Annotated in this window: 14 protein-coding genes and 1 pseudogene; 2 read left to right on the top strand and 13 right to left on the bottom strand. The window is 51.6% G+C overall.

Annotated elements, in window-relative coordinates:
• Nucleotides 1–41: 41 nt before the first annotated feature.
• Nucleotides 42–1055, top strand: coding sequence for an mRNA 3'-end processing factor (locus LIX15_RS30715; protein WP_227779202.1), 1014 nt, complete (start codon nt 42–44; stop codon nt 1053–1055).
• A gap of 584 nt (nt 1056–1639) precedes the next feature.
• On the opposite strand, the gene LIX15_RS30710 is transcribed toward LIX15_RS30715, so the two are convergent.
• The 13 genes and pseudogenes from LIX15_RS30710 to LIX15_RS30655 all read right to left on the bottom strand — a co-directional run bounded on the left by LIX15_RS30710 (nt 1640) and on the right by LIX15_RS30655 (nt 13800).
• Entirely contained in the window at nt 1640–2194 is a 555-nt protein-coding gene (locus LIX15_RS30710; RefSeq protein ID WP_227779201.1) for a dihydrofolate reductase family protein, read from the bottom strand.
• A 206-nt stretch (nt 2195–2400) separates the two neighbouring features.
• A pseudogene (locus tag LIX15_RS30705) lies at nt 2401–2790 on the bottom strand (transposase); the annotation flags it as partial.
• A 199-nt stretch (nt 2791–2989) separates the two neighbouring features.
• Nucleotides 2990–3184 (bottom strand): DUF7576 family protein, encoded by a 195-nt coding sequence (locus tag LIX15_RS33915; RefSeq protein WP_425556845.1) that lies wholly within the window; start codon nt 3182–3184, stop codon nt 2990–2992.
• Nucleotides 3185–3350: 166 nt separating this feature from the next.
• Nucleotides 3351–4970 (bottom strand): alpha-amylase family protein, encoded by a 1620-nt coding sequence (locus LIX15_RS30700; RefSeq protein ID WP_227779200.1) that lies wholly within the window; start codon nt 4968–4970, stop codon nt 3351–3353.
• Between the two features lie 204 nt (nt 4971–5174).
• Nucleotides 5175–6605 (bottom strand): ethanolamine ammonia-lyase reactivating factor EutA, encoded by a 1431-nt coding sequence (locus LIX15_RS30695; protein ID WP_227779199.1) that lies wholly within the window; start codon nt 6603–6605, stop codon nt 5175–5177.
• A gap of 15 nt (nt 6606–6620) precedes the next feature.
• The gene (eutC, locus tag LIX15_RS30690) at nt 6621–7370 is read right to left on the bottom strand and encodes an ethanolamine ammonia-lyase subunit EutC (protein ID WP_227779198.1); all 750 of its coding nucleotides are present in this window, start codon (nt 7368–7370) and stop codon (nt 6621–6623) included.
• Nucleotides 7367–8740 carry an ethanolamine ammonia-lyase subunit EutB gene (locus tag LIX15_RS30685; protein WP_227779197.1) on the bottom strand — a complete coding sequence of 458 codons (1374 nt, stop codon included), beginning with the start codon at nt 8738–8740 and terminating at the stop codon, nt 7367–7369. The genes eutC and LIX15_RS30685 overlap by 4 nt, the downstream gene beginning before the upstream one ends.
• 1146 nt (nt 8741–9886) lie before the next feature.
• A complete protein-coding gene (locus LIX15_RS30680) occupies nt 9887–10327 on the bottom strand; it encodes a TRAM domain-containing protein (RefSeq protein WP_227779196.1) in 441 nt (146 codons plus the stop codon).
• Between the two features lie 142 nt (nt 10328–10469).
• Nucleotides 10470–11666, bottom strand: coding sequence for a hypothetical protein (locus LIX15_RS30675; protein WP_227779195.1), 1197 nt, complete (start codon nt 11664–11666; stop codon nt 10470–10472).
• Between the two features lie 85 nt (nt 11667–11751).
• The gene (locus LIX15_RS30670) at nt 11752–12159 is read right to left on the bottom strand and encodes a hypothetical protein (protein WP_227779194.1); all 408 of its coding nucleotides are present in this window, start codon (nt 12157–12159) and stop codon (nt 11752–11754) included.
• Nucleotides 12156–12488 (bottom strand): hypothetical protein, encoded by a 333-nt coding sequence (locus LIX15_RS30665; protein WP_227779193.1) that lies wholly within the window; start codon nt 12486–12488, stop codon nt 12156–12158. The genes LIX15_RS30670 and LIX15_RS30665 overlap by 4 nt, the downstream gene beginning before the upstream one ends.
• Entirely contained in the window at nt 12485–12922 is a 438-nt protein-coding gene (locus LIX15_RS30660; RefSeq protein ID WP_227779192.1) for a hypothetical protein, read from the bottom strand. Before LIX15_RS30660 ends, LIX15_RS30665 begins: the two co-directional genes overlap by 4 nt.
• A 395-nt stretch (nt 12923–13317) precedes the next feature.
• A complete protein-coding gene (locus LIX15_RS30655; RefSeq protein ID WP_227779191.1) occupies nt 13318–13800 on the bottom strand; it encodes a hypothetical protein in 483 nt (160 codons plus the stop codon).
• 575 nt (nt 13801–14375) lie between these two features.
• Here LIX15_RS30655 and LIX15_RS30650 point away from each other — a divergent pair.
• A complete protein-coding gene (locus LIX15_RS30650) occupies nt 14376–15473 on the top strand; it encodes a hypothetical protein (RefSeq protein WP_227779190.1) in 1098 nt (365 codons plus the stop codon).
• Nucleotide 15474: the final 1 nt, after the last annotated feature.

The following is a 15474-nucleotide window of genomic DNA, read 5'->3' as shown; positions in this document are numbered from 1 at the left end:
GAGGAGGATATGTGTCGCACAGACAGCGGAGGTACAGCTCGATGACTAGTGCGAATATGGTCAGTCTTCGCGATGGAATTCAAATCGATCTCACAACCGGCGAGACGGTCGTTATCGATGCAACGAAACCAGCCGATGATATCGCCGTGCTGAGTCATGCCCATGGCGACCACCTCTATACACAGGCGCCTACCAAGCTGATTTGTTCGAAGCTGACGGCACGTCTTGCTGACGCGCGACGAGAAGACGGGGGAATGGTTTCACGCACTACTCATCCAGCAGTTACACAAGTATCGGCAGGCCACGTTCCTGGCTCACGCGCAACGATTATCGAAGATCCGAATGGAACGACCTACCTTCATACTGGCGACTTTTCTACACGGGATCGGTTTCTTCTCAGCGGCTTCGATGCCGAAGCCGTCGCCGCCACGTATGATGTCGACGTACTTATCACCGAAACTACCTACGGGAAACCCGATTATATCTTCGATGATCAGGCAGTACTTGAACGCCGGATCGTCGATTGGCTGGATGATACATCCGATACGCCAGTCATTCTCTTCGGGTATACGCTTGGACGCGCTCAGGAACTCGAATTACTCGTCTCCCGCTCCGATCGCGACCGGTTGTTTGTAACGGATGCCATTCGAAAAATGAACGCTATTATCGAAGAGTCCCACGATGTAGCATTTAACGCCGAGCGCTACGATCGCGAGACGACATTGGGTGCTGGTGACGCATTGATCCTCCCTGCGCAAACGAACAGACTCTCGTTCGTCGACCACATCGTCAAAAACACGGGTGCTGTGAAGGCGGGTTTCTCCGGCTGGGCTATCGAGGATTCGTTCAAATATCGCGGGGATTACGACGAAACGTTTGTTCTCTCCGATCACTGCGATTTTTCGGAACTCACTGCGACGGTCGACGCGCTAGATCCAAATCAAGTATACACACAGCATGGATTCGCCGACGAATTTGCGACGCATCTCGAAAGTGAATTCAGCATTACGGCGCGTTCACTCAAGAAAAATCAGGCGTCGCTCGACGAGTTCTGATTAATACGATCATCGTTACACCAAGCCAACATTTGCATCCTCCTTGTCTGAAGGGCGATGGACGCCCAACCGTTGGGGTTGGGGGGTTCGCAGCTTATTCATTTGCTCGGTGCGAACAGTCCTGAGGGCGGATTGCAGCGGGACTATTGGCCATGCCAACCGACCATTACTCATATACTCTCTCAGAGGACTCTAAGATATTTTTCATCGGATGCACCGTACCGTTCACATCTGCGTTCACCGTCACAGTACACGAATCATGGACATGGTTTTAATGAATAGGGTGGCGTTGCCTTGTTGAAACCCCCGATCAGAGATAGGTTTCAACAGTCGTGCTGAATAGAGTGCGAGTATCTTGCGCGCATAAAACAGCGGATTCGGCGGTATCTACACCCGCGTAGTTTACAGGTGTCAATCATTCCCGTCAACACTGACACATGATTCTAATGCCGTGCTGATTACAGAGAATGGATGCAGCACATGCGCCTGATTCGCGGGGCCCTGCCGGACATCAACGGTCGCCGCCACTGTGCCGTTGATCTGACTGGTGGTCTATCCCGCTGCCTGATTACGGGTCGGTTTGGTCATTGGAGGCTGTAGTCGACTAGGACGGAGCCGTCGTCGAAACGACGTGTCGTGTTGAGAGCGAGGTCGACCCGCGCTGTGTCGGGGAGGGCTCGGGTTCCTCCACCGACGATCGTCGGGACCAAGCGCAGGACATACCGGTCGACCAGACCTGCCTGGATGGCCTCGGCAGCGAGGCCGGCACCACCGATCTGCAGGTCGCGGTCGGCTTTGTCTTTCATGGTCTGTACCACTTCGGGGTCGAACGTCCGCTCCAGCCGGGTCCGCGGTTCCGATACGGCGTCCAGGGTGGATGAGTAAACGACCTTGTCGGTATCCCGCCACGCCTCGGCGAACTCGCGTTGTACCTCGGAGAGGTCGTCGAGGAGAAATGAGTCCCACACCCTCATCGTCTCATACATGCGACGGCCGGAGAGGAAGGTGCCCACCGATCGTTGGAGGTCATTGAAGAAGGCATGTGCGTCTTCAGATGGGTTTGTCCAGTCGAAGTTGCCGTTCTCGTCGGCGATGTAGCCGTCGAGTGATGAGTTAATGGCGTAGATGAGGTTGGCCATGGAATCCTCTTGATCGTCGAGCCTATTCAATATGGACGACAAAAGGGCCGGAAACTGATCAGACGGTATGTATCTACGTTGCGCACCTTCTCGAAGGCAGCCACGACTTCGGATGGGCCCGCCGCTATGTGAACCAGGTCTATTTCACCTATTGATACTGCTCTGCTATATGATCCTCTGTATTCAACAGCCCGTTTCTCTCAAAATTACGGACAATCGCCCTCTTCGTGTGAAATGGCGAGGCTCCGTTCCAGGTTGTGAACGACGCACTTGATAACGAGTTCGCGGAACTGCTTCCACCAAAGGCGTGACCGTACGAACGCACCGAATTTCTGTTTAATCGCCGCGTTGACTGTCTTGTTCATGTTCCGCTGATAGTAGAGGCCACTGTCCAGTCGCGCATTCCATGCCTTGTGGAGTGGCGTGAACTCACGGTGCCTGATGAGTGGCCGAATATCGTGGTCACGGGCGAGCCGCCGGAGCTTCTGATCGTCATATCCCTTGTCACCGGTCAGCACCGCATTGGACTCCGCGTTGCGGGTCACCACCTGTAGCGCGATCTGAGTATCGTGTTTCCGTGTTGTCGGAGCGTGAATCGCTTCCGCGAATAGCGTGTCGAGAACCGAGCAACAGCACGACGGGCCAGCACGATAGCACGTTCGACGAACCGGAGAAGTCGTGACTTCGGGAAGGTATCTATCTTCCTCCTCGCTACTCACCAGTCGTGTTTGTCAGCAAGGGTTTCAACAAGGCCGGTGGCGTTTATATTGACATTCCATCCAGGGCGTTTCACTTTTAGTAAGCTACAGTGTCAGAGTTATATTCAGTTTCACTTTTCCACTGGCTCCGACAATCACCTGAACAAAAATGGTACGTAACTCGGACGTCTTCACCAATTTCGTTTACTTCTTCCCGGATGATTATCGGATGTGATTCAGTGATGTCTAGTGTGGTTGTACAGCAAACGCAGCTCAGATAGTGTGAATCCACGCTAGTGCTTTCGATCGACGTTTGCTTTTTGATCACATCGATTTATATTTGAGGATTCTTATTATCGTTTTGGCTTCTGCTTTGCAACTACCCAGTATCGAAACGCATAGAGCTGAACGAGGACAGCAGTAGCTGCAACGCGTATTACGACAGGGGGAATGACCGTTCACAGCTGGAACCAGCAGTAGCCATATGAAGAGAGCGAAATGTGCAAAGAATCTCCGTCAGGCCCAAAATTGGCATCGCCGAAAACGGGTGTTGGGTTGGAATTTAGAGGGAGTGTAATTGTGGCTGACTCATCGCTAAGATTATGGACTGTAACCATCGTCTCGCCAGCAAGCGAACTTGCGTGAGCGAACACGGCTGGATGATCCACGTTAAGGATGGTTCCATCTCCTCGGGCGAGTGCAGGGAACTCATTATAGGTTCGAATGAGATAACTGATCCAGTTAAGTAAGGAGTTAGGATCAGCCAGTCGGTCGGCGACGTTTACTTCTGTTGGAGCATAGGTTTCATCCGAAATAATTGGGCGAATAAGGTCGTCAGGGTCAGCGGTTGAAAACCCGGCGTTTGGCGCGTCAGTCCATTGCATCGGTGTTCGGACGGCGAAGCGACCCGGTTGATCCAAATCCTCACCCATCCCAATCTCGTCTCCATAGACAATGATTGGTGTCCCTGGGAGCGAAAATAGGAGACTGTAAGCGAGTTTAATGTGCTTGTCATTGCCGTCGAGTATCGGTGCCAGTCGGCGACGAATACCACGATCATAGATTCGCATCGTTTCATCAGGAGCAAACTCTTCGTATACGTCTGCCTGCTCTGCCTCGGTGAGTGCGCCAATGTTGAGCTCATCTAAATTTCGTAGGAAATTCGCCCATCCAGCGTTCTTGGATGGGTCGGGAAGTTCCTTGAGCACTGAAGTCAGCGGTGCGGATTCACCACGTGCTAATGCGAGGAGTATGTGCGCGTTGAGTTGGAAATTCAACAAGAGGTGCATTTCATCGCTCTCACCGAAGTACTCGCCCAATTCAGCGGGTGGCGTGTCGGCCTCTGCCAGGAGAACGGCGTCGCTGCGGCGTCGGGAGACAAACTCGCGAAGCTCCTTGAGAAAGCTATGTGGGTCGTTTAGCGGTTCTTCTGTGAGACCTTTTGTTTGTGTCAGCAATCCAGCAGCGTCGATGCGGAACCCAGCGACGCCTAATTCCAGCCAAAACCCAAGTATCTTCTTTGCCTCCTCGCGCACTGCTTGGTTAGCAATGTTCAAATCCGGTTGGAAGTGATAAAATCGGTGATAATAGTACGCATCGGCTTCGTTATCGTACGACCACACGTGGTCTTCTTCACCGGGGAAGACTGGCCCACGATCAGGGCGAATCTGTGGCTTTTCATCTGCCCAGAGGTAGAAGTCTCTGTACTTTGAGTTAGGGTCGCTGCGAGCAGCTTGAAACCACGGGTGCTGATCGGATGTGTGATTCACGACAAAGTCAATAATGACCCGGATACCTCGATCATCAGCAGCGCGTACGAATTCCACAAAGTCACCAAGGGTGCCAAGTTGTGGATCCACTCCATAGTAATCCATCACATCGTACCCGTTATCCCGCCCTGGTGACGGATAGAATGGTAACAACCAGATGCAGTCAATTCCTAATTTGGAAAAGTAGTCCAAACGGTCAATAAGCCCCTGAAAGTCGCCAATCCCATTCTCGTCTGTGTCTTGGAATACTTTTAAATCGACAGAGTAGATTGTAGCATCCTGATACCATGTACTCTCAATCTCTTGCATAGATGCATCCAATAAGGCCGAGTAGGAAAATCATCTGGCTCTAATATCGTACCAGCAACCTATTCCCCCACCTACTAGTCAATAACTATATTTTTGAATTAAGATAGCGATTTTATGTAAAAATATAGTATGATTTACTCTGATTTCGTCAGGATGATTCGTGCAACATCGTCATCGCAGTCGTATATGTGACCTAGTTGCTATTTATTGTTCAAAGACTAGCGTTTTGATAACGACTGGAACAGACTGCCCCTGCATTACTGGACGTCCAATATCGATGTAGTTCCCGTTTTCGACACTAAGTTCGTCTATGATTACTAAGTCGATATCAGGTGAGTAATATGATATTTGTTGTGCAAGTGCCTTTGCACAGTTTTGCTGGAGAACCACGATAAGCGGCTGTTTCTTTTTGAGCATCCGTTTGTATACGTCAGTGAGAACCCGAGCAATAGTCTCGATACGTTCAAACTGTAATGATCCGACCGCAGGGAGATACAACACCAATCCGTCTGCATCTTCAAACAGTGAGATTCCTCTTTGCACCGACTTCTCGAAACTCGACTCGAGAGTAGATGGTGACTCAATTGTAGAGAGGTCATTCACGGCTACAACTGGCAGATTATGCAACGGGAGCAAGTCTGTCTGAACTTCGACCGTCGTTCCACTGAACTCGATCGTCTGAGTACCGGCTCCAATTACTGTTGCTCGAATATCCTCTTTTGAGGCTCTCGCTGATCCCGAGTTTACGCGTTTTCGTATCGCTTCTGCAAGATATTCTCCGAAATCGTGATAGGTATACTGTGATGGTGCTCCCTCAGAATCCGTGATGAGTTTACCGATTCCTCCAGTGAAGAATACTTCATCGAACTCACGTTGATCAAACGAGGGGTCACCAATGAGGAGTTGGTTTGTTAGATTATCGCCAGGCAATTCAGACAGCACTTCTATAATAACGTCAGCAGCGACATCACCGAGATTACGAAGAGTGTCGGCTGACGGTGAATCACCGCGCGTAATCGAAATAGAGTGTGCTTCGCAGAGCAATTTTGCAGCCGGTGACAGTCGGTCAACTGCCCCATCAGAGTCGAATTCAATGAGGCGTCCACCAACATCTATAGCGCGTGTTTCGACAAGTGAATCTCCCTGGAAAACAGCGATGTTCGTCGTTCCCCCACCAATATCTACGTTCGAAACGATAGCGTCGTGATTTGCAGCGAACGCAGCTGCGCCAGAGCCTCTCCCTGCAAGAACGGCTTCAAGATCTGCCCCGGCAGTCGCGATCACGAAGTCACCAGCGTCTGCTGCAATCGTATGCACTACCTCTTCGGCATTGTCTTTGTATGCCGTTTCACCTGTTATGATCACAGCACCACTGTCGACTTCGTCCGGTGAGAGTCCAGCTCTCGCCAATTCTGTGTTCACGATGTCAACTACAGAATCCACATCGATTGTTTTGGGACCACAAAGTGGTGTTTCGTAAATTTCGCTTTGGTGAATAAGTGACCGATCATGAATTTCAATCGTCGTCGCCCCCAACCCAGTCGATGCTACTTCGAGATGGCTGACTACGAGTTGAGTCGTCGTCGTTCCAATATCGATACCCACACTGGTCAGGTTTTCAGGATTGTTAGGCACGATGCTCTCCCAGCATCAATTTTCGAGGTCAAGCCCGCTTCCACCGTGTTTGAGCATCTTCTCAACGTATTCTACGATCTGTGCACCTGCTTCTACAGGAGGGAGACCGTCGGAATGAATGTTCGAAATTACCGTCTTTTTTGCTGTCGACTTTCCTCGTACCGGGTTATAGACCATGTATGCACTCAGACTCTGTGCGGTCTGTAATCCAGGGCGTTCGCCAATGAGATTGACAATACACTGTGCATTTAGTTCTTCACCAATCGCATCCATGACGTTTACGCGTCCAAATTTCACGAATAGTGATGTTCCAACGTCATACTCTCGCGATTTAAGCCCTTGTTCGACCATCGGCAACAAGTCTCGAATATTGTTCTCAACAGCAGTCGAACTGAGCCCATCACAAACGATGATCTGCACGTCTGGGTTCACCGTACACTCTGACCGAAGTACGTCCGCTGTCTCGGCAGAGATATCCCGTCCTTTGTTTGGGTTTTCGAGATACTCATCTTGATTCGAAACCAGTGTTTTTATCGATACGAGATCTAATTCGTCGATTGTCTCTTGAGAAACTTTTGTGAGCACTGCATCCCGCGCGGCGGCATGATCTGCTCGAAATTGAAGGCTCGTTTCAGTGCGTAGGCGTGGCCCTGACCGCCCAACAGATAGACGAGCAGGACTATTTTCAGCAACCGATGAGTAATCATCTCCGCTATCGAAGGTTGCTGGGGGTGATGGGAGCGAAGATTTGCCTTCATCAGTCATTGGTCTGCCTCCACAAAATGGGTTAAATCACCGGCATGGGCAGTCATTTCCCCTTCTTCGAGAATGTCGACTGTTTCGAGCCACGATTCGAATTCAGGGGCCGGTCGTTTATCGAAGATTTCTCGAAGTGTACTAGCATCATGAAAACTATTTGATTGATAGTTGAGCATCACATCATCGCTAACCGGAACAGAGATGAAAAAGTTCGTACCAGCAGCAGTTAACAACACAGCGAGATTTTCAATATCGTTTTGGTCGGCTTGGATATGGTTTGTATAGCAGGCATCAATCCCCATCGAAATTCCGCTCAGCTGTCCCATAAAGACGTCTTCTAAGCCTGCACGAATAACCTGCTTCCCGTCGTAAAGGTATTCTGGGCCAATGAATCCGACGACGGTATTGACGATAAATGGGTCGTATCGTTTTGCGAGGCCATAACACCTGGCTTCAAGAGTGACTTGATCAACGCTGGCAGCTGCATCAGCAGAGAGTTCCGAGCCTTGGCCCGTCTCGAAATACATGAAATTCGGCCCGTCGCCAGTTCCAGCAGCTTTTCCTAGTTCGTATGCTTCATCAAGTAATTCGATATCGATGCCAAACTCATCGTTCCCTTTTTCCGAACCAGCAAGACTCTGAAAGAGCAAGTCTGCCGGTGCACCGTTTCGAATCGCCTCCATTTGGGTTGTAATATGGGCGAGTACACAGTTTTGCGTCGGAATCTCCCATTCGTCGATTAGACCTTTCGTTGCCTCCAGAAGCCGCTTCGTTTGGGCAACGTCGTCCTCTACCGGATTGATGCCGATAACCGCGTCACCAACGCCATAGGAGAGTCCTTCCCGAATCGCGTTGAGAATGTTCTCACGGTCATCGGTCGGATCATTGGGCTGTAAACGGAACGAGAGTGTTCCCTCTTTCCCAATCGTGTTATTACAGTAGGCCGTGACCTCCATTTTCGACGTCACCAGAATTAGATCCATGTTGGACATGATTTTGGTGACGGCTGCAATCATCTCGCTCGTCAAGCCAGGGCGAATCTGCTCAATTTCGTGCTCTGTCGTGTGGCTATCGACGAGAAATTCACGCAACTGAGAAACGGTCCAGTCCTTGATGTGGTCGTACACAGTCTCATCAATAGAATCGATGATCAGACGAGTTACCTCATCGTCGTCATATGGAATCGCTGGCTGTTCGTAGAGCTCTTTTAACGTGAGGCGGCTGAGAACATCTTTGGCTGCAACGCGTTCGGCAGCCGATTCGGCAGCGATGCCAGCGAGTTCATCACCAGTTTTCTTCTCATTTGCTTTTGCCAGTACCTCTTGGATGGAATCGAATGTATGGTGCGTTTCGTTGATTGATGATTGTAAGGTCATATGTTGGAATGACTGTCTGGGAGTTGCTCATCACGGTCGTCCAAAAGCAGCAGTTCTAATGTCGTGATTACCTTGGCTCCGCGTGTCAAAGATGCTCTCCTCCAGTTGGCAAACTTGCGCCGTCCTCCGTTGCAAGTTCGTTGACTGTGTTTGATGCAAGCGATTTCAAGCATACTTGATTCTGTAGGACGGTACCATGGGACACATCTCCGTGAAATTATTTGACTGTTTGGGTGGTCTCATCGACCGCTGCTATCCGTTTCCCTTGCCGTGTGGTGTTTCTTTCTGCGGCGTTGGACTTCCGGGAATGAACTCCTCCTGAACGTAAGATACACCTGTATCTGCAAAGCGCGTCATCGAAACAGGAAGCCCCGTCCTCAACGCGCGAAGCGCGTAGGACGGGGTAGTTCACTATCACTCTCGAATTGCTTTTGGCTGGAAGCCATCGATCTTTAGTGCGTTTTTCGGTCACGTGGCTGTCGTCGACCACAGGTGAGTGATATCACAATCTGTTGTGTTCTCGTCGTTCACGTTTCTTCCACACTCGTCTCGGGGTGGAGACGAAATCCCAAACAACAGACGCGAACCTTTCGGTACCACGAGAGAAATGCCACGAAAACTAGCAACTAAACAAAATTAACTCGATTACAGTTGGAGAAAATTTTAAATAGATATATACTCTAGAAGTCCGTAGTAGACTTGTTGCATGAACGGACGACCCTGGGTCGTCCGGAACGGCGTGTTTTTTCGGTGGTTCATGTCCCTTCGTGGTTTGTGTGTCTTCGCGCTGCTACCCACCGTGAGAACCGTCTTCGATTTCATTGACTGTGCGGATTTACTGGAATCACGTGGACGAGAAGAAGACCGACATTTGTGATATCACTCTGTTCGAGGGATGTTTCGTGCTATCGAGAGCGCGGTTTTCTGAAGAATTGGGATTCGTGGCTGGACGACGATTCAACGAGTGATATCACTCCTATCGATTTGTCGTCACGTAGATCGGGCTTCAAGGATTCCTCGCAATTCAGTGTCTGCTCGTCTGAGGTCTCTCGTGTTCGACTGCGAATTGACTGGTTCTTCGAATTAGACGACATGACCGGCATAGTCGAGCATCTGTGGAAACGATTCCGAGAATAAGTTCGGAAACTACTCGTAGTAGGCTTTTCGTTCGACGACCTCAGCGAAAGCGACGGTGGGTGTGACGTTGTTGATTTCGACAGTAACGCGGTCACGTTTCTCTGTGTCGGGCACGATGATCACGTAGCCATTGTCGACGCGGGCGATGCCATCGCCTTTCTCGCCGACGCCTTCGATTTCGACTGTTTGGCGGTCGCCTTTTTCGACTGGGGCTTCTGAATTGCTCGACTGTCGATCGTGAGTTTTCTCGTCGCGCGTTGTCGTCGATTCTGTTTCTTGTGCTGTGCTATCCGCTGGTGATGGTTGTTTCAGTATTGCCACGCGGTATGCGGTATCTGGCTGGATGTCGCCTTCCACAATCTCTTGGCTCGGTACGGTGAGCGTGTGTGACCCGTCTTCTGCTTCAATTTCACTGCTAAAGAGACAGCGTAATTCGTCAGGAATTTCCATCTATCCGCATCACCGTTCTGTGAACACAAGAATCTGTGTGTATCCACAACTGGTGACAACAATACAGATGTGAGAGGTGACTCGACAATTGGAGTGAGAAAGCTAGAGCTATCGACCGCAGGCGATTCTCTGTGGGTTGTGATCAGTTGTCGATCAAGGCGAGCAACGCATCGTCGAGGCCATTAATGACCTCGGCCTTCACATCTACCGAGAGGGTGCCGAACGCCGTCCGCGCAGTATAGAGATGCTCGTGGTGCGCGTCAAATGCCGTTGCGGGTGTAGCGTCTTCGTCGGCTCTCGGCGCGGTCTCTTCATCTCCATCCGCGTTCAAATTGGTCTTATCGTCCGCGTCCGTGTTTGTAGTGGGAATGTCGTACTCACGCCGTCGAAGTTCCGTGGCACATGTGCGACCGATCTGTTTCGCTTTTAGAATCTCGGTCACCCACTTATTGAGCGCAAAGAACCACTGTTCGCGCGTCGGCTCGTCGCCTGCGTCGCTCTTGCTCGTTTCTTCCCGTTTCCACGCCTCGAAATCAGTGATCGTATCGGCCTGCTGGGCTAGCCTGTGAGCAGTATTAACTTCCGCCTGCAATCTCGTCTGGAGTTGTGTCTTTGTACAGTAGTAGGACTCAGCGATCGGCGACGGGTTCTCGTACAGATGGTCAGCTACGAGGGAGGTGTACGTTTCGCGGATATACTCTTTCCCGCGTTCTTGTTCGTCGTCCGTGACGCGATTGGTGAGATGCAGACAGTACTCATCGATGAGCTCGTCGATGGTTGCCTGCGGCACAATACGATTCTCGTAGACTTGCGAGCGAGCAAGACCGGTGAGAATCCGTGCAGCGGGTCGATGACTGGCTTTCAGTGTCGTAGAGTTGAGCCGGCTCTCGTGGATTTCTAATTCGTCGTTCCAATACCCACCGTCTTCGGGATTTTTCACCGCGTCGCGAAGTGTATCCCACTCGAGTTCGGGGCCGGGTTCGGCGAGATCGTCGGGGGTGACGGTGAGATAGTACGAATCGGATTCATGTTTCTCAACAGGCTCGGGTGCTTCAGTTTCCAAATCAAGGTCATCGACAGTGAGCTCGTCGTTAGCGAGCGCTTGGAGGTCTTCGACAGACACTCGGCCGTGTTCGATGTGCTCGGGATCAAGATCGTCAAAGCGGTCGATGAAGGCCTCCTCAACAAGCGATCGAAGGAGTGCGCCTTGTGAGCAGTCGTTGATAGCAGCGAGTGCATCAAGCTGAGCGTCGCCATGGCTGTCCGTCCAGAACGTCTTCTGGACGTTTTTCGGACTCGGCTGGTGTGGCTGGGTGACTGAGTCAGTTGTTGCCGACATCTATCGACTGCCTCCTGAAATGAAACCCCCGGTTTCTATCGGTTTCAGGGTGATTTCCTCGGTGAATACACTGGAAATGGTGGTGTCACTCATCCGTATGTACCTCCACTGGAACTGTGGTGTCGTCTCCTAGTGTGGAGAGCTGCGGAAAGTGAGCGACAGTAGTGAGCGAACCGATACAACGAGTAGTCGTGTCAGTAGCGGTGTGGGTGTACTCGAGAACAGTCATCGGCGAAGTGGATTGCCTAGCGGTGCAGTGGTAGACGGCTTGTTGCGTTTCGTTCTGTGCAGTCGTGGTGAGTGGCGGAGCCGTCAGGACAAGCTGTGGTGCGCGACTCGTTACGGGGTGTGTCTCTTGCACTGTGAGGATCGTCCGTGGGAGGTCGGTCGTGGTAATGCGAACGCGATCACCGGGGGAGAGCTGCTGGACGAGTGTCGCTGAATCGCGCGGATTCAGTGGCTTGGGAATGATCGAATGTTGGTCGGTACTCACGCTTGCTCACCTCTTGTCGGGTTGATGATGCACTCAACCCGTGCACCCGTCCGGAGCCACGTGTAGCGACCATTTGGAGAAAGATCGTAGTGCTCAAGCGTGGCCTTAGTGTGTTCGATCTCGTTGTAGTAGGCGTACTGCAGTCGGTACAGATCGTGCGTTGGCGTGGCGACGTACAAGACGTGCTCACCGGGTACTGGCCCTCGGCAGGTAAGTTCGGGTTCGTGGTGCTCACACTGATAGACGACGCCTGTGAGCGTGCGATGGTCAGTACAGATTTGGATTGGGTCTGCACACGCCAGTGCGAGAACCGTATCTCGGTTGGTCATTGGTCTGCCTCCCGTTTCTGGCGGATGCGTTCACAGCGCTGGCAGAGCGCTTGGAGTTGGTCGTGTGCAGCTGCTCGTGAGAGCGTAACGAATGAGTCGTCAGTATGGGGCCAACAGAGTGGTTTATCCTCGTTATTGGGTTCGTGGTAGGCGTAGGCCCTGCTCGTCGGCTGGTCGAGGATGAGCACTGAATCATCGGCGGGGAAGGGGCTGGCCTCGATGCGACGGCGACGTTCCGACTCGTCCGAATGAGGTTGGTATTCGGCTGGGATGCAGGAGTGTGCGCCGTTACACCGAACGATGTATGTGCCGCAATGGGGGCACTGTTGGAACGTCTCTTCAATATCGTCTTCCGTAATCTCGTCGTTTGGTGACCACGAGTGGTCGGTGTCCTGTGCTGTCGTACGCGGTGGCTCACGATCGTAGTGGGCCATTACGCTCGCCTCCACTGGTATGGACGTTCGTCGGGTGTGGTCGGGAGGGCCGTGGATTCAGGGATGCAGTTGTATCGGTCGGGCTGGAGTCGTGGTTTGTTGGGGTTCCGTGGTGTGAGTGTCATGGGGTGGAACCAGGTGTGGTGGGTTTGGGGTTGGCTGGTGCTCGTGGTGTACGGTACGTCGTGGCCGTGTCTGCGTCGATAAGGATACGCCCGCTGGCGATTTAGGCTGGGATGCCTTGGTTGTACATCCCCGAAGGGGGAGAAATAGTTTACGCACACTAATTCGTTACTATTGATTGATATGTGCCGGTGTTCGGATGGGTAGTTGTCCTGGGTCGGTCGTGTGCCGACAGCTAGCGCTCTCGACCGAGGGCGTTCTGTGAGGGGCATTTACACGCGCACCTCAGTAGTGGTGGCGTCGATGCCGTAGCACTGTTCGAGGATGCGCTGGTAGTGCCTGCGGGTTTCTGCGTGGGTTTCGCCCGGTGGTGTTGAGGGAAGGTTGGGATTGCCCGTTTTGGTGGTGACGACCGAGCGGTAGGTGTTGGTGTCCTCGGGGATCTGGAAGCCCTCCTCGTCGTAGTCGATCGGGAGGCGTCGTTCGAAGAAGCGTTGGCAGTCCGGCGTGGCGTAGATGCAGTACAGGTAGGGCGCTTGGCTGGTGGTCTTGGTGCGGGTTTCAAAGCCCACGCGGAGTTCGACGAGGTACGCGCGGGTGATTGGCTCGTCGGTGTCGGGCGTGGGTTGGTCTGGGTCCTGGGCAGCGGTTTCGGGGGTGGGTTCGAGGCGTTTGACTGGGTGGAAGACTTTTGTGCCGAATTGGGCCTCGAGGGAGAGCAGCCCGCCGTTGGGTTTCTCGTCGAAGGACGCCATTAGTCCTGTCCTCCGGTACAGGGTAGTTGGTAGTCGATGCGTTTTTCTACGGAAAGGGTATTGCTAGTCATGCTTCAGTTGGACCTGAAGCGCGGTCGGTGTTCCAGCACCGGCCTTTCTGCGAAGGCGATCCGCGCTCCTATTAGAGAAATCAACCTCTCTCCATATAACGTTATGCATCTGCATTAATGTATACACATATGCACTATGCCATAGTACATAGATGTATGAAGATGGAGATCGAAACGAGACCAATGCCAGACTACACCAGTATCCGGGTTACCTCAGAGCTCGCTGATGAACTGCACGCACTCAAGAGCCGAGGAGACTCATATGAAGACGTTATTTGGCGACTCCTTAAACAAGCGAAAGAGAATGAAGACTAGATACGTAGATTTTCCCACTTATTGGATTACTGTACTTTTTGAGTACATCCCATACGAGAACTAATCGTGTGAAGCTTCTCTCATCAACACGCTTCTTGAACCCTATGCCGGTTTCCACTTTCGCCCCGAATGGGGAACTAATATGTAGTTTGGTATAGGACATCAAACAACGGCGCCGGAGGTATCCCAATGCACATCCCTGAAGGAGAATACAACCTCAAAGAATTCTGCCGAGTCATTATAGACTCGCCTGAAAGCGTCCTTGAGGGGTACCACGGACAACGAATCAAATCATTCCTCTATCTCTCTGATAACGGTTGGAGAGCCTATCTTGACGAACACTACGAAACCGAGCAACTCGGAGATGTTACGAAGTTCGTCGGTAAGTATCGGAACCGAAAGGGTGCTGAGCAACCCGCAAAGTTCTACCTCGGAGAATACAAAGACGATCTCCAAATGGTCGTCACTGCTGAAACTGAAGAGGCCATCCGACAAGCGCTGCGACCAGTTTCGGAACACAGTGACTGCCTCTCACCAATGCCGATTATGACTGAGGACTTTCAGACGATGAACGAAATCGTCCTCAGTAGCTACGAAGATATGCGAATTTCCGAATTTAAATCAAAGCGAGTTCCTAGTCTGGCAGAGGCTCGAACTCGCCCGGACGTCGATCGTGAGATCGAATACAAAGGTATCGACGGACGCGATCGGCTTGACGAATTCAGAGCCGAATATGGAGTTGTACCAACTCGGATTCAATACGAACACGAGAATGTTTCCCTCAGAATCGATACTTCTGGCAAGTTCACATTGGAGACAGTCAATCAGGAGAGCTTTAACATCCTATTCGAGCTTCTGAGTGAAGTTGTAGTAAACGTTCTCGAACTGCTCGATGTGGCGAACAAAATCAAATTCGAGAAGAGGGAGGTGGAGCCGGGAAACTTGAAAATCCAAGTACCGGAGGTGAGTTCTGGTGAAATAGATTTTGATCAGCAAGTGACGTTGATGCAGGCCGAGAGTTTCATCAAGGGTACCAAAAGCAGCGATGAACTGAACTTCAGCTTCACCGACGTCACAAAACAGGCTGGGTCACTTGACTTCTCGGCACAGGTAACCGACGAGAACCGAGGGTCACTGTTCAACGTCAGCGCCACTGAAGAGTCGATGCGGATTGTTCCGAAACAAAATTGTTCGTTCCCATCTCTCGTTGAATTCTATCTGGCCGTGATTCAGATGTTGGATGGTGGCGCGAAAATGAAGCTTTACGAAGCTCAAACCGCGGTATAAC

Source organism: Haladaptatus pallidirubidus (assembly GCF_020700235.1).
GTDB classification, from domain to species: Archaea; Halobacteriota; Halobacteria; order Halobacteriales; family Haladaptataceae; genus Haladaptatus; species Haladaptatus pallidirubidus.
This window is presented reverse-complemented; position numbering and strand designations above follow the sequence as displayed.

Excerpts from the sequence above, each read along its gene's own strand:
- LIX15_RS30715 (WP_227779202.1), top strand. The coding sequence starts at position 42 with ATGACTAGTGCGAATATGGTCAGTCTTCGCGATGGAATTCAAATCGAT.
- LIX15_RS30710 (WP_227779201.1), bottom strand. The coding sequence starts at position 2,194 with ATGGCCAACCTCATCTACGCCATTAACTCATCACTCGACGGCTACATC.
- LIX15_RS30700 (WP_227779200.1), bottom strand. The coding sequence starts at position 4,970 with ATGCAAGAGATTGAGAGTACATGGTATCAGGATGCTACAATCTACTCT.
- eutC (WP_227779198.1), bottom strand. The coding sequence starts at position 7,370 with ATGACTGATGAAGGCAAATCTTCGCTCCCATCACCCCCAGCAACCTTC.
- LIX15_RS30685 (WP_227779197.1), bottom strand. The coding sequence starts at position 8,740 with ATGACCTTACAATCATCAATCAACGAAACGCACCATACATTCGATTCC.
- LIX15_RS30680 (WP_227779196.1), bottom strand. The coding sequence starts at position 10,327 with ATGGAAATTCCTGACGAATTACGCTGTCTCTTTAGCAGTGAAATTGAA.
- LIX15_RS30675 (WP_227779195.1), bottom strand. The coding sequence starts at position 11,666 with ATGTCGGCAACAACTGACTCAGTCACCCAGCCACACCAGCCGAGTCCG.
- LIX15_RS30665 (WP_227779193.1), bottom strand. The coding sequence starts at position 12,488 with ATGACCAACCGAGATACGGTTCTCGCACTGGCGTGTGCAGACCCAATC.
- LIX15_RS30660 (WP_227779192.1), bottom strand. The coding sequence starts at position 12,922 with ATGGCCCACTACGATCGTGAGCCACCGCGTACGACAGCACAGGACACC.
- LIX15_RS30655 (WP_227779191.1), bottom strand. The coding sequence starts at position 13,800 with ATGGCGTCCTTCGACGAGAAACCCAACGGCGGGCTGCTCTCCCTCGAG.
- LIX15_RS30650 (WP_227779190.1), top strand. The coding sequence starts at position 14,376 with ATGCACATCCCTGAAGGAGAATACAACCTCAAAGAATTCTGCCGAGTC.